Here is a 12,610-nt window from a genome sequence, read left to right as displayed (position 1 = left end):
GGTGAGCCAATACATCGGATACGATTTAATCGCATAAGATAAAGCACTTGGAGTGAAAGCCATGTCCCAGCACGTCAGCCCTGACCGCCGCCGGTTCCTCGGCACCGCCGCCGTAACACTTGCGGCCGCACCGTTTGCCTTGAACGGCAAGCTATTTGCGGAGTCCGGCGACGCAAAACCCGGGGCGGGAGCAATCAGGCCGGGCACCCATACCTCGTTCGCCGCGCTGAAACAGATCGAGGCCGGCGTCCTCAATATCGGTTACGCCGAAGCCGGACCCGCCGATGGCCCCGTCGTCCTTCTCCTGCACGGCTGGCCCTACGACATCTACGCTTTCGTCGACGTCGTCCCGTTGCTGGCGTCGGCAGGGTTTCGGGTGATAGCGCCCTATCTGCGCGGCTATGGCACGACGCGCTTCCTCTCAGGCGAGACGCCGCGCAACGGCCAGCAGGGCGCGCTCGCCACCGATGTCATCGCCCTCATGGATGCGCTGAAGATCGACAAGGCGGTCGTGGCCGGCTTCGACTGGGGCGCCCGGACCGCCGACATCGTCGCGGCGATCTGGCCGCAGCGGGTCAAGGCGCTGGTCTCGGTCAGCGGTTACCTGATCGGCAGCCAGCAGGCCAACGCGAAGCCGCTGCCGCCGTCGGCCGAACTGCAATGGTGGTACCAGTACTATTTTGCGACCGAGCGCGGTCGGCTGGGCTACGAGAAGTACCGGCGCGAGTTTTCCAAGCTGATCTGGCAGCTCGCCTCGCCGAAGTGGAATTTCGATGACGCTACCTTTGAGCGCAGCGCTGCGTCCTTCGACAACCCCGACCATGTGGCCATCGTGATCCACAATTATCGCTGGCGGCTCGGTCTTGCCCCGGGCGAATCGAAGTATGACGAGCTGGAAAAGCAGCTGGCCGAATTTCCGGTCATCGCAGTGCCCACCATCACCCTTGAAGGTGACGCGAACGGCGCGCCGCATCCGGACCCCAAAGTCTATGCCAGGAAGTTTTCCGGCAAATATGCCCACCGCCTCATCACCGGCGGGATCGGACATAATCTGCCGCAGGAGGCGCCGCAGGCCTTTGCCGACGCCGTCATCGAAGTCGCTCGCTAATGAGCGCGGAAGACCCGGCCGCCGGCGGCCACAAAGGCTTGCCGGCGCTGCCGTGTCTTCCGGCGTTCCCGGGACAGAACCTGAACAAATTCGGATCACTTTTCGGCGAGGGTTGAACCTTGCTTTAGTCATCGCGGACATCAACTAAGCGGGAAGCTACCTCCTTAACAGAGAAAAAAGCCTTACATGCGAGGGAACTAAAACATTTTGTTGCTGTGCCGTCACAGTGGCGCGCCATCGGGTCGCGGGCACTTGCCGCAAAGCAACCTAAATGAAGTCACGTTGTTTGGCTTGGTATCCGACGTCCGTAACGGGGAAAGTGAAATGAAGAAGATCCTGCTCGGCGCAGCCGCGCTGGCCGCCATGGCGGCTCCAGCTTTTGCGGCTGACATGCCGCCGCGGCCTTATACCAAGGCGCCTGCGTATACCGCCCCGGCCGTCGTCTATAACTGGACCGGCTTCTACATCGGCGGCCATGCCGGCGGCGCCTTTGCAGGCAACGACTCCCTGCAGGGCAGCGACGCCCGCTTCCTCGGCGGAGTGCAGGGCGGCTTCGACTATCAGTTCGCACCGAACTGGGTGCTGGGTGCCGAAGCCCAGTATAGCTGGCTGCCCAGCTCCAATAATGACGGCGTCCTGTTTCCGGGCGGCACCCTCGTAACCTCCAACACCGACCAGATCGGCTCGGTGACCGGCCGGCTCGGCTACACCTGGGGTCCGGCGCTGCTCTACGCCAAGGGCGGTTACGCCTGGCGCGACGGCAACAATCTCGGGGTAACGACGGCGGCCGGCGCGCCGGCCGCCTTCACCACCGACGGCAATCACAAGGACGGCTACACCGTCGGCGGCGGCCTCGAATACATGTTCGCCCCGAACTGGTCGGCCAAGGCCGAGTACCAGTATTACAATTTCGGCGACACCACCTTCACGTCCGGTCCTCCCGAGATCACCGGCCGCAGCTTCCGCAACGACGAGCACACCGCCAAGGTCGGCGTGAACTACCGGTTCGGTTGGGGTGGGCCCACTGCTGGAAAATATTGATACCGACTTCGGTATCGACACGCGCAAAGGCCGGCTTCACGCCGGCCTTTTTGTTTGGAGAATGTCGAAGCGAGCGTGCGCCGGGGATTTTTTGGCGGGCGCGAAAAAAATTTCGCGCTGCATGCAACTTTTCGTCACGATCCGATATTATGGTTCCGGCCGGCTGGTGGGACAACGAACATGCGTGTTTTTGCGTTAGGGCTGATCTTTTCCGCAGCAGCGTATCCGTGCCTTGCCCAAACTGTCCTGAAATCCGAACCGCTTATCCTTGCTCCCTATGAAATCGCCTTCGTGCAGGACCCCTCGTGCGGGGCCGGCAAGGTGCGCAAGGTAACCGGTGCGATCAGGGGGCTGCAGCGGCGCAAGGCTTGTGTCACCCTGTCTTCGGAGCAGGCATCGCTGATCTCGGCAACGCCGTAGAACCCGATTTTTCACCTCGGATGTCGTCCCGGCTGATGCCACGGACCCATACGCCGAGCGGTGTCGTTCGCCAACCCGGCCCCGCCACGGCCGATGAAGATGGGCACTATTGCTTCGCCGTGGGACTATGACGCAGCGGCCCGTTGGACGCTCCGATCAGCTAATCTGCGACGGCCTGCGATCCTATGCTACGGGTTTCCTCGTTCTTCAGGCGAGGATCCGCGGCGCCGCAGTGGCCTGATCACCCGTATTCGGCGTACCCGTCGGCTCAATCAGCAGGATGTGCACTTCCCCGCGGGCTACGGGCCGATGCTCAATGCCCTTGGGCACGACAAACACCTCGCCGGCATTAAGGGTGACCGTGCGATCCCGCAGCTCGATGTCCAGCGTCCCCTCGAGCACAAGGAAAAAATCGTCCGTCTCGTCATGCTTGTGCCAGTGGAACGGCCCTTCCAGCTTGGCCACCATGATGTCGTTGTTGTTGTATGTCGCAACTGTACGCGGGGAGAAACGATCCGTAAACGTCGCGAGCTTTTCGACAAGATTGGCGGGTGCCTTCATTGCCTTTTCTTCCTTGGCTGGAGACCCCTCAGTCAGGTTCGACTGCGTCAATGGCGGCGGAGGGCAGTTGCGTCGGAACAGGGCGCACGGGCGAGATATCGCGCTTTGGCGTAAGCTGGCAAATGGCGCCGCCCTCACGACGCCAACTGCAAATCCGTCTGGGCTTCCCGCTCGGCTTCGGCCTTGTTGCGGGCGGGGTCTTCATGCGGCTCGAGCTGGCACGGCTTGATCTCGTAGTCATGGTCCAGCACCGGACGGGGGCCGGTGTTGTCCTGTCCGGCGACGACATCGACCACGAGACCGCTCTTCTGAGCGATCTTCCAGACATCGGCTGCGGTGGGATAGGCCTTGCTCAGCTTGGCATCGTTTGAGAACAGCGCGTAGGGCATGGATAGCTCCGGTAAAAACGGTCAACGCGGAAGCGGGGGCCGGGTTTCAGGCTTGGCTGCCATGCCGCCATTCCACAGGTTGTTTCGGGAGCAAATTGGCTCGTTTCGGCCCATTTTCGTGGAGTCTCTGAGTCTTTAACGAGCCGTAAATTCCGAAAAAAAGAATCCCCGAGACTCCGCCGCCAGAATCGCCGGATGTTCCCGCCATGAGAACGAGCCTCCAGACCTCCTGCGAGCGTGTCCAACTCACGCTGACCGTCTGCCTCTTGGTCGCCTGCGCGGCCAACGTGGCGCTGGTCTACGCCTGGCTCTGAATCTGCCCTGAATATCGCGCCAACGTCGCTTAGTGTCTCTACTTCCCCGGCCGCGGCGGCTGCCCGCCTTCCTTGATAGCCGCATGGACCTTTGCCATGGTCGCGCTGCAATACGCCTCGCGCTCGCGGTTGAACCGCTCCTGATGAGCACGGAAAGTCGCAACCCGCGCCTTGATCTCAGCCTGGAAGTCTTCCCTCAGGTCGGGACGCATGAGAGAGGCCAGCCTTGAGAACTCCCTCGGTATTTCCCTCGATGCTTCCGTTGGCGCCTGGGCGGCGGGCGTCGTCTCCGCCAGCAAAGCCTCGACGTCAGGGAGCGGCGTGGCCGCGCGGGTCAATTCGGATGTCTCGACGGAGAGCTGGGTGATCGAGGTCGCGACCGTCTTCTCGGCCTCCGGCATCTTGCCGGTCACCGATTGAACAAACGCCATCGTTTGCGCGATCAGGAGATCGCGTTCCCTCATCCATTTCATGAAACACCTCGGCGCAAGTCACTCCATCAAAGGCCTTTTGTGGAATCAAGCGGGTGGGGAGGTAACAGTGGATAACTGCCGCGCTTTTGCGCGCGAGGTGACAAAACGGTGACAGTCCTGACCGACAGTGCACATGACGGTCAGGTGTGGTCCAGGTTCAACCGAGGTCTCACGAAAGGGATGTCAGCGCTCGCGGGGATTCGTATTCGGGACGAACGGCGCGCCGATCACGCGCACCGGCGGCTGCTCGCTGACGTTGATGATCCGCTTGTCGGGTGCGGGCGCCTGCTCGACACGACCGGCTGTCTGATCGGCGAACCGTACCGGCTTGCTGTCGCCGACCCCCAGCAGACTGGCGCCGCCTGCAATGGCCACGCTGATCGAGGTGACCACAGCCAACAAAACCATGTTGCAGTTTTCTTCGCGAATTCTCATGCGAGAAAAACGTGGAAGAGGAGGGGTGGTTCCGGCTCCGAAGAGAGAGATGGGCGCGGCGGGGTTGGTCGGTTGTGGTTTTGTACCGTAAAACTACGGGTAACTGTTTGTACCGTAAAACTACGGATAACTGCAGTCTTTACAGGCAAGTAGCACGAAAAATCAGCAAGCGTAGCCGCTAGTATGGGCCGGGAAGCTCTTTTCGCGCATCGCGGGTGGATGCCATACCATTCCGGAGTTTCCAGATATTGGCCTGCTCATTATCGGAGCCGCCTGCGGTGGAGTAACCCTACCGCACTACCCGTATTTGCCGGGCCTTGCATGGAGCTTGTCTTTCTGAGAAAGGCTATATTATGCAATATAACTAATTTTATCAAATAAGCGGATCCGATTGTTTTCGACATGAAAATTCATTTTGGCCCGGGGGGCTGGGTTCAATGGCCAGACAGCGAAGAGTTCTCGATCGAGTTCATGAGGCTGCTCGGCGCGGCGCAGGAAGGCGGTTCGATGGTCTCCGAATGCTTGCTTGCCGCAAGCCGGATAGACCCAACGGATGGCGGCGATTCCTGGTATCGGGAATGGATAAGGATGGCCGACATCAGCAATGAGCGCGCCAATGCCGCCTTCAAGCGCGGTCATGTGCTGACCGCACAGAGTAACTGGCTTCGCGCCATCAATTACTATCAGGCATCAGCGTCTGATTTCGATGCTGCCGACAAGAAACAGGAGCATGCGCTCCGAACCATGCGAGCCTGCGCCCGCCGCTACGTTGCGCATTTGACGCCCGCTGGCGAGGTCGTCGAGATTCCCTGGCTGAACGGCTATGCGCTGGAAGGCTATTTTTTGCCTGCTCCCGCCGCTTCTGGTCGAGCGCCTGTTGTCGTGTGCATGGGCGAACCCGGCCATCGGAAGGAGGAATATCTCCACAAGGCGGCACGCTATGCCCGCGATCGGGGAATGTCGATGCTGGCGGTAGATCTGCTTGGATCCGGCACCTGCGCCAAATTCGATGAAGTCGTCGGCCGTTCCGATCTGGAAACATCGGTGGGTCACGTGATGGATTACCTCACGACAAGAGACGATGTCGACGAACGCAGGATCGCAATTCTCGGCGACGGTTCGGGGTCGTCCTTTGTGGCGCGCGGCGTTGCTCTCGACAATCGCTTCGCCGCCGCGGTTTGTGATGGCGGAATCTGGGACATGCATGAGCGCTCGTTCTTGATGAATCGCCTCTCGCTGAATAGTCCCGGAAGTAATGGAGTTGATGGCGGCTTGGTCGGGCGAAAATTCCATTGCCCGGTCCTGATCACCATGGGTGAGCAGGGCTGGCTCGAACGCGACTGTGTGACCGATCTGTTCGAGCGGCTCAAGATCGCCAATTCCGACATTTCACTGAAGATTTTCGAAAGCTCTGAAACCGCTGCCGCGCAGGGACACCGCGACAACCCTACGCTTGCCAGCGAGTTCATTTTTGACTGGATGGCCGATCGCCTCAACTCGATATCGGCCTAGCCCAGCCGCAGCACAAGTCATATGCCCATCGCGACTTTCAGGCTGGCCTTCTCAAGGCGATTCCTCAATGCCGCGAGCTTGGCGGTGAACTCGCCGAGCTCGCGTTCGCTGAACTCGGCAAAGATGAATTCGTTGAGCGCCGCCTGCTCGGAAGCCAAACCTGCGATGTGCTTGTAGGTCTTGTCCGTCAAGGACATCTGCACGATCCTGGCATCCTCCCCTGAGGTCTTACGGCGCATGAAGCCCTTTTTCTCGAGCATTTTCGACTGAGTCGTTACGAAGGACGGGTCAACGTGGAGCATCTTGGACACGACCTTCACCGGGACGCCTTCACCCTGATCCAGATCGGCCAATGCCATCAGGATCAGCCATTGCGGGCCGCTGATGCCCAGCGTTTTTGCCCAGAAATAGCGAATCTCCTGGAGGTGCACGTTAATGGCGGCGATCTCCCAGGCAAATTGCCGGGCGACGTCCTGATTCTTCTCGCCGAACTCATTCGGCGCTCCGCGTTTCGCGCGGCCTGACGAATCTGATCCGTGGCGGAGTTCCCGTCCCATGGCTTGTTTCATCCCGACTCACCCTGAAGCTGCTTACCTAATTTAATAACAAAATCATCTGATTGCATGCCTTTTGCTGCCGGTTTCTGAACAAGATTTCGCGAGCTACCGGTGTTGCTGTCGCGACACAGTTGGGCAGGATAGAGATAGCTGAGTTCATAAAGTATTTTGATTAGATAATTAGCGCATGCATAGTTCCTGCGGCGGTCGGGGGATCCTGGATCGTTCCGTTCTAGGTGGTTCGCTTAAGTCCCTCGCGTTCATGCGGGTGTGTCCGAAGACGCGAAACGACTGAGCGGTTTTCAAAAGGCGAGGGCGGACCTTTTCCTGGGGGAACAGCCACAGGTCCGGTCCTTGTCCTAGCAGCGCAACTTGGAGGTTTAACATGAATATGATCAAGGGCCTTATTCTCGGCTCAGCGGCGGGTCTTATCGCCGTGAGCGGAGCGCAGGCTGCCGATCTTCCCGTCAAGGCCAAAGCGGTCGAGTACGTAAAGATCTGCTCGCTTTACGGCGCGGGTTTCTACTACATCCCGGGCTCCGACACCTGCATGAAGATCGGTGGCTATGTGCGCGTTGACACCACGTTCAACGGCGGCATTTTCCATCAGCCGGCGTGGAACGCCAATCTTGGTCAGCAGAATCGCGTGCGCGATTACTATGCTGCCCGTTCGCGTTTGGCGCTCAGCGTAGATACGCGCACTGCCACGGCGTACGGTGTCGTTCGTAGCTTCGCTCAGGCCAACTTCAACCTGAACTCGTCTACCGGCGAAGGTTATGGTACGCCTGGCGCTGTGGCTGGCTCGACCATTGCGGCTGGCTCGCAGTCCCTGGGCGTGGATTTGGTGTTCATCCAGTTCGCTGGGTTCACTTTCGGTAAGTCTGCTTCGGCCTTTGCGACGCCTTGGCAGGGTTATCCGGGCAACAACTCCTCGCATCTGATTGGCGGCCATGACGACGTCACCGGCACCAACAACATCCAGTACACCGCGCAGTTCGGCAACGGCGTGTCCGGCACCATCGGCCTGGACGACCCGTACTACGGCCGCACTTCGCTGCTGAACCTGGGTGTTGCCAACCCGGCCACTGCCATCACGGCAGGTAATCAGGCCTACAGCGGTGCGCATGCTCCGGACATCGTCGGCAATATCCGCGTCGACCAGGCATGGGGTCTGTTCCAGATTTCGGGCGCCTTGCACGAAGTCACTCCTTCCTACAACCTCCTGACCGCCGGTGCTGTGAACCCCCTGTCGGAAATCTCTGGCCACCCCGATTCCAAGTGGGGCGGTTCGGTGATGGCTGCGTTGCAGCTCAAGAACCTGCCCACCGGCCCCGGCGACGACATCAAGGTTGATGTGACCTATGCCAAGGGTAACACGAGGAACGTGATCTTCAATTCGGCCAGCTTCGCGATGTTCGGCGACACGGGCCGTGCGGACTCTTACCAGAGCATCGGCTTCGGCCAGACTGCCGACGGTGTCTACCTGCCCGGCGGCGATATCAAGCTGGTTGAAGCGTACGGTATTCGTGGTGCGTTCAACCACAACTGGGATCCGTACTGGTCGAGCAGCCTGTTCGGCTCCTACTCTGCGGTTCGTTATGGTGGCAGCAACACCGACCTCACCACGGCGAAAGGTCAGTGGTGCTCCAACTACAACGCCGGCAGGGTGGTAAGCGCAGACTACTCCTGCAACCCCGACTTCAACGTCTCGCAGCTCGGTGTGGTCACCCGTTGGACCCCCGTTGCGAACCTGACGTTCTCGGCGGAAGTGATGTGGTTCCACCTCGACCAGAAGTTCAGCGGTGCTGCCAACTTGGGCCCGTCCGCTCCGAAACCGGCCACGCGGTACGAGTACAAGGATCAGGACGCCGTTTCGCTCAACGTTCGCGTTCAGCGCAACTTCTGATCCTGAACTGAACTATCGAAATGACCCCCGGCAGTTTTCACCGCCGGGGGTCTCTTTTTTTGGCGAGCTCCACGCCAGCGCAGCGTTCTCAAACTCCACCCAATTTTAAGAAGGTCAGGCGTTGAGCAACCTCGGTCTGTTACAGAACGCATTCGCCACAAACAATCTGCGTACTATTTGCAGGGCGATCGATGACGAAATATCGAGGCAGTCGAGCATCGCGGAATTTTCTCAACTCGCGAAGGTGAACCGGACCACGCTTTTTCGCGCCTTTCGTCGCCGGCAGGGAACAGGGCTGGAGACGATGATAAGAGTGCTCGAAGTGTTGGGATTTCGCCTTGCTGTGACAGCCAAGGGGCAAGTCGATAGAACGGCGAAGGCTGACGCTTCGACATCCGAGCGAAACATTCTTGAGAAGACTTCGCCTGGCGAAGGAATGGCGCGCAAACTTACTGCAGCGCTCAACAGCTCGGAAGCGCGTCCTGTCATCGGAGTGTTCGCGGAGATATTGCGGACGCAAGATAACATCGCCAGCTTATCGAAAAAGACAATCAGATGCCGCGAAACATTCTATAGAGCCTTTGTTTATCCTCGCGTGCCTCGGTTCAGCACCGCCCTGACTCTCCTGGATGCACTGGGCCTCTCATTTTCTATACGCAGGGTACCTCGTTACAAGCTTTCAACACGATCCCCTCGAAGTCCATTGGCGACGGCAATTGGAGCTCAAACGGGGGATAAAAACCGCCCGCTGGCGATCGGGCGCTGACTGCTCAGCGCCCGGGATTTGGCCATTGCCGATGCAGTCGTTCCGCCCGCGGCCAGGCGCCTGAACGCGCATCCTGCGTTAAGCGTCAGGGAAAAACCTCTGCCCGCACGCCGATGCAAAACTAGCGAAGGCCCTCCGCCGAACACGCCGAGTATAAAGCAAAAATATCTATTGTAATAATATGAGTAACTCATGTATTATAATCATGCGTAGCCGTCGAATAGGTTGGCGGCCTCTCATGGAGAAGCGCACCAGCATCTTCAGAAATACCTCCGAAACCTCTGACCATGCCCGGTCAGAGGTTTTTCGGCCTCTTGAGGGCTATTTCTGATTCGCCGGTGAGTGCAGATTCGGATGGCACCAGATGGCCAAGACGGCGCGTCGCTCTCAATACGCCAGTACGGCTCAGCTTGAAAAATTCCTGAATCAAGCGTTTCAAACCACCGATAGCCGTCAGGTTTGCCTGGCTCTCGGCGAAGCAGTCCGGGCCCAAAATGTCACGACGATCGCTATCGCATCAGGAATAGAGCGGGCACACCTCTACGGGGCATTTGTATCGGAGAGGGGGCCGCGGCTTTCCACAGTGACGAAGGTGATTACGGCACTACGCCTGAGGCTCGTTACAGTGCAACCGTCCGCATCCACGCTCGAAAGATATGGTTCTCAACAGCCAGTGCATGGCCACTTACGTTACAGCACTCCGGCGGGAGTTGCCGGGCTCTTGAATCCTGCCCTTGCAACATCCAATCTTCGTGCCATTTGCTCTACCTTTGGTGAGATCATCCGAGCCCAGGAGAATGTTGCGGAGTTCGCGCGACGAATACAGATTGGCCGAACACGGCTCTACCGCTCGTTCATGGGCGATCGTTCTCCCGAATTTACGACTGTCCTGACGATTCTCGGGGCGTTCGGATTACAGCTACGCGTAGAGCGGGTAAGCAAACGGAACGCGTCGCTCGATTCCTATTCAACGGCGGGCCTTGGGAAATCGGCAGAGCTGGTGTTCCCCCAACCGCTTCCCGTGGAATTCCCAGCAATGGTGGAGGCCTGAACGGGTCTTGGCTCGGCCGAAGAGTTTTCGTCCGCCTGACGCTCGTTGAAGTGGTGCCGGTTGAGAGGATTGAACTCCCGACCTTCGGTTTACAAAACCGCTGCTCTACCGCTGAGCTAAACCGGCAAATTGAAGCGATCGGCGAGGGTGAAACATCCCGCCACCTGGTCCGATCTTCGGCGGCTCGAATATCAGACTTGGTCGCAAAGGGCCAGAACCTCAAGGACCGCTTTCATCGCTCCCACATAGAAAAAGCGGCCTTTCCAGCCGCCATTTCCGAATTCGATTCGCCCAGCCCCGACTGGCAGAGATGCCTGCGGCCGTCCTCGCCGCGGAACCAGGTGCCGGGCAGACAAAACCGTAGCTGCCGCTGTTCCGATGCGGTCCTTTTTTGCGCGCGTCAAACAGACGTGATGCCGAAAGAGTGAGCAGGCCGAGACTTCCGATTCCGGTTGTGCGATCTCGAAACAGATGTGAAGTTCCGGCTCCTAATCGTTTGAAGGATCACGGAATTTCATGCAGGCGCGCGACGTCGATTACCGCTGTGGCGAAGTCAATTTGCGCGGCTATCTCGCGCTTGATGAGGGGATCGGAAAGCGGCCAGGCGTGCTGGTGTTTCACGAAGGGCTGGGGCTTGGCGAATTCGCGATGGAGCGCGCGCGCCGGCTCGCCGGTCTTGGCTATGTGGCGCTGGCCGCGGACATGTTCGGCGATCGGCGGCAGGCCTCCAATCTGCAGGAAGTCGCTACCCTGGTCGGCGGGCTTCGCGCCGAGCCGGAAAAACTCCGCGCCCGGGGCCGCGCCGCGCTGGCTGCGCTCGCCGCGCTGCCGGAGGTCGATGTCGCCAGGTTGGCGGCAATCGGGTTCTGCTTTGGCGGGTCAGTCGTGCTGGAGCTGGCGCGCGAGGGGGCCGACCTGAAGGCGGTGGTCAGTTTTCACGGCGTGCTGGCGACCAAGATGCCGGCGCAACCGGGACAAATGAAAGCCAGCGTGCTGGTCTGTACCGGCGTCGACGATCCCTTGGCGCCGCCGGAACAACTCGCCGATTTCGAGAACGAGATGCGGGCGGGCGGGGTGAAGGACTGGCAGGTCATCGTCTACGGCAACGCGCTGCACGGTTTCACCAATCCCGCTGCCGACGGCTCGATGATGCGCACCGCGCTGTACAACGAACAGGCCGACCGCCGCTCGTGGGCGTCGATGAAAAGCCTGTTCGATGAAGTCTTGACCTGACAAAGGCTTCCAACTGGTATTTCATGGCGTTTTCCAGCGAAGCCTGATCCGGGGTCGGCAGCGGTTCGCGTAAAGTAAACGCGTCAAATCAAGATCAGAAGTTCATCTTTGAGGCGAACTTCAACTGATACGGCGGGTAGGGGGCGTATGTTCGGAATTCTTGGGCTGGGGTTTTTGCTGGGCATGCAGCATGCGCTCGAGGCCGATCATATCGCCGCTGTCTCCAGCATCGCCGTGCGCCGCAGCCATGTGGCCGATATCGTCAAGCACGGGCTGACCTGGGGGCTCGGCCACACGCTCACTTTGTTCGTCTTTGCCGGCGCTGCGATCCTGCTCGGCCATGCGATCCCGGACAACGTTGCCCACCCAATTGAGACGGCCGTCGGCCTGATGCTGGTCGGCCTCGGCGCCCATGTGCTGTGGCGGCTGTGGCGCGACCGCGTGCATTTTCACCAGCACGGCCATGGCGACGGCACGGTGCATTTCCATGCCCATAGCCATGCCGGCGAAACCACGCCGCATGCCCGTATGGCTCACGCGCATGACCATGGCTTCCGCTGGCGTACCCTGCTGGTCGGCCTGATGCACGGCATGGCGGGCTCGGCCGCGCTGCTGGTGCTTGCGGTCACGCAGGCCTCCAGCCCTGCCGTCGGCCTCGGTTACGTTGCGTTGTTCGGGATCGGCTCGATGATCGGCATGGGCGCGCTGTCGACGGTGATCGCGGTGCCGCTCGCGGTCTCGGCCCGCTCGCTCACCTGGGCCAATCGCATTCTGCAGGGGGCTGTGGGTCTTGCCACCATCGCGATCGGAATTATGACCGTAGTCGAGATGGTGCTGGCTTGAC

The 12,610-nt window shown here is 59.8% G+C and carries 15 protein-coding genes and 1 tRNA gene; 10 read left to right on the top strand and 6 right to left on the bottom strand.

What is annotated here, in order from left to right; all coding sequences use genetic code 11:
* Window positions 1-61: 61 nt before the first annotated feature.
* The 3 genes from CP49_RS05170 (at window position 62) to CP49_RS05160 (ending at window position 2,569) form a co-directional block, all read left to right on the top strand.
* Window positions 62-1,108, top strand: a complete 1,047-nt coding sequence (locus tag CP49_RS05170) for an alpha/beta fold hydrolase (protein ID WP_057849238.1) — start codon at window positions 62-64, stop codon at window positions 1,106-1,108.
* A gap of 324 nt (window positions 1,109-1,432) precedes the next feature.
* Window positions 1,433-2,149: an outer membrane protein gene (locus CP49_RS05165; protein ID WP_057849211.1), complete on the top strand. Its 717-nt coding sequence runs from the start codon at window positions 1,433-1,435 to the stop codon at window positions 2,147-2,149.
* Between the two features lie 54 nt (window positions 2,150-2,203).
* Window positions 2,204-2,569: a hypothetical protein gene (locus tag CP49_RS05160; RefSeq protein ID WP_245310508.1), complete on the top strand. Its 366-nt coding sequence runs from the start codon at window positions 2,204-2,206 to the stop codon at window positions 2,567-2,569.
* Between the two features lie 207 nt (window positions 2,570-2,776).
* Here CP49_RS05160 and CP49_RS05155 read toward each other — a convergent pair whose 3' ends face one another.
* Window positions 2,777-3,130: a cupin domain-containing protein gene (locus CP49_RS05155; protein WP_057849210.1), complete on the bottom strand. Its 354-nt coding sequence runs from the start codon at window positions 3,128-3,130 to the stop codon at window positions 2,777-2,779.
* Window positions 3,131-3,264: 134 nt separating this feature from the next.
* Window positions 3,265-3,519, bottom strand: coding sequence for a hypothetical protein (locus CP49_RS05150; RefSeq protein ID WP_057849209.1), 255 nt, complete (start codon window positions 3,517-3,519; stop codon window positions 3,265-3,267).
* Between the two features lie 206 nt (window positions 3,520-3,725).
* Here CP49_RS05150 and CP49_RS45765 point away from each other — a divergent pair, with 206 nt between their 5' ends.
* Entirely contained in the window at window positions 3,726-3,833 is a 108-nt protein-coding gene (locus CP49_RS45765; protein WP_190241878.1) for a glucose transporter, read from the top strand.
* A 38-nt stretch (window positions 3,834-3,871) separates the two neighbouring features.
* On the opposite strand, the gene CP49_RS05145 is transcribed toward CP49_RS45765, so the two are convergent.
* On the bottom strand, window positions 3,872-4,306 hold the full coding sequence (locus CP49_RS05145; RefSeq protein WP_063791630.1) for a hypothetical protein: 435 nt from the start codon (window positions 4,304-4,306) through the stop codon (window positions 3,872-3,874).
* A gap of 183 nt (window positions 4,307-4,489) precedes the next feature.
* Window positions 4,490-4,741 carry a hypothetical protein gene (locus CP49_RS05140; protein ID WP_063791629.1) on the bottom strand — a complete coding sequence of 84 codons (252 nt, stop codon included), beginning with the start codon at window positions 4,739-4,741 and terminating at the stop codon, window positions 4,490-4,492.
* A 402-nt stretch (window positions 4,742-5,143) separates the two neighbouring features.
* Here CP49_RS05140 and CP49_RS05135 point away from each other — a divergent pair, with 402 nt between their 5' ends.
* Entirely contained in the window at window positions 5,144-6,253 is a 1,110-nt protein-coding gene (locus CP49_RS05135; RefSeq protein ID WP_057849206.1) for an alpha/beta hydrolase family protein, read from the top strand.
* Between the two features lie 17 nt (window positions 6,254-6,270).
* Here CP49_RS05135 and CP49_RS05130 read toward each other — a convergent pair whose 3' ends face one another.
* Window positions 6,271-6,822: a MarR family winged helix-turn-helix transcriptional regulator gene (locus CP49_RS05130; RefSeq protein WP_245310507.1), complete on the bottom strand. Its 552-nt coding sequence runs from the start codon at window positions 6,820-6,822 to the stop codon at window positions 6,271-6,273.
* A gap of 373 nt (window positions 6,823-7,195) precedes the next feature.
* Here CP49_RS05130 and CP49_RS05125 point away from each other — a divergent pair, with 373 nt between their 5' ends.
* The 3 genes from CP49_RS05125 (at window position 7,196) to CP49_RS05115 (ending at window position 10,533) form a co-directional block, all read left to right on the top strand.
* Window positions 7,196-8,716: a porin gene (locus CP49_RS05125; RefSeq protein ID WP_057849205.1), complete on the top strand. Its 1,521-nt coding sequence runs from the start codon at window positions 7,196-7,198 to the stop codon at window positions 8,714-8,716.
* Window positions 8,717-8,837: 121 nt separating this feature from the next.
* Window positions 8,838-9,482, top strand: a complete 645-nt coding sequence (locus CP49_RS05120) for a helix-turn-helix domain-containing protein (protein ID WP_057849204.1) — start codon at window positions 8,838-8,840, stop codon at window positions 9,480-9,482.
* 364 nt (window positions 9,483-9,846) lie between these two features.
* Window positions 9,847-10,533 (top strand): addiction module antidote protein, encoded by a 687-nt coding sequence (locus tag CP49_RS05115; RefSeq protein WP_057849203.1) that lies wholly within the window; start codon window positions 9,847-9,849, stop codon window positions 10,531-10,533.
* Between the two features lie 51 nt (window positions 10,534-10,584).
* Here the strand turns inward: CP49_RS05115 and CP49_RS05110 are convergent.
* A tRNA-Thr gene (locus tag CP49_RS05110) sits at window positions 10,585-10,659 on the bottom strand.
* Between the two features lie 390 nt (window positions 10,660-11,049).
* Here CP49_RS05110 and CP49_RS05105 point away from each other — a divergent pair.
* Window positions 11,050-11,766, top strand: a complete 717-nt coding sequence (locus CP49_RS05105; RefSeq protein ID WP_057849202.1) for a dienelactone hydrolase family protein — start codon at window positions 11,050-11,052, stop codon at window positions 11,764-11,766.
* Window positions 11,767-11,913: 147 nt separating this feature from the next.
* Entirely contained in the window at window positions 11,914-12,609 is a 696-nt protein-coding gene (locus CP49_RS05100) for a sulfite exporter TauE/SafE family protein (RefSeq protein ID WP_057849201.1), read from the top strand.
* Window position 12,610 lies beyond the last annotated feature (1 nt).

This window comes from Bradyrhizobium valentinum (assembly GCF_001440405.1).
In the GTDB taxonomy this organism is placed as follows: Bacteria; Pseudomonadota; Alphaproteobacteria; order Rhizobiales; family Xanthobacteraceae; genus Bradyrhizobium; species Bradyrhizobium valentinum.
The sequence above is the reverse complement of the archived record's forward strand: the minus strand, read 5'-3'. Positions and strand labels throughout refer to the sequence as shown.

Coding starts and splice junctions, on each gene's coding strand:
- CP49_RS05105 (WP_057849202.1), top strand. CDS start 11,050: ATGCAGGCGCGCGACGTCGATTACCGCTGTGGCGAAGTCAATTTGCGC.
- CP49_RS05100 (WP_057849201.1), top strand. CDS start 11,914: ATGTTCGGAATTCTTGGGCTGGGGTTTTTGCTGGGCATGCAGCATGCG.
- CP49_RS05165 (WP_057849211.1), top strand. CDS start 1,433: ATGAAGAAGATCCTGCTCGGCGCAGCCGCGCTGGCCGCCATGGCGGCT.
- CP49_RS05135 (WP_057849206.1), top strand. CDS start 5,144: ATGAAAATTCATTTTGGCCCGGGGGGCTGGGTTCAATGGCCAGACAGC.
- CP49_RS05125 (WP_057849205.1), top strand. CDS start 7,196: ATGAATATGATCAAGGGCCTTATTCTCGGCTCAGCGGCGGGTCTTATC.
- CP49_RS05170 (WP_057849238.1), top strand. CDS start 62: ATGTCCCAGCACGTCAGCCCTGACCGCCGCCGGTTCCTCGGCACCGCC.
- CP49_RS05115 (WP_057849203.1), top strand. CDS start 9,847: ATGGCCAAGACGGCGCGTCGCTCTCAATACGCCAGTACGGCTCAGCTT.
- CP49_RS05130 (WP_245310507.1), bottom strand. CDS start 6,822: ATGAAACAAGCCATGGGACGGGAACTCCGCCACGGATCAGATTCGTCA.
- CP49_RS45765 (WP_190241878.1), top strand. CDS start 3,726: ATGAGAACGAGCCTCCAGACCTCCTGCGAGCGTGTCCAACTCACGCTG.
- CP49_RS05155 (WP_057849210.1), bottom strand. CDS start 3,130: ATGAAGGCACCCGCCAATCTTGTCGAAAAGCTCGCGACGTTTACGGAT.
- CP49_RS05150 (WP_057849209.1), bottom strand. CDS start 3,519: ATGCCCTACGCGCTGTTCTCAAACGATGCCAAGCTGAGCAAGGCCTAT.
- CP49_RS05140 (WP_063791629.1), bottom strand. CDS start 4,741: ATGAGAATTCGCGAAGAAAACTGCAACATGGTTTTGTTGGCTGTGGTC.
- CP49_RS05145 (WP_063791630.1), bottom strand. CDS start 4,306: ATGAAATGGATGAGGGAACGCGATCTCCTGATCGCGCAAACGATGGCG.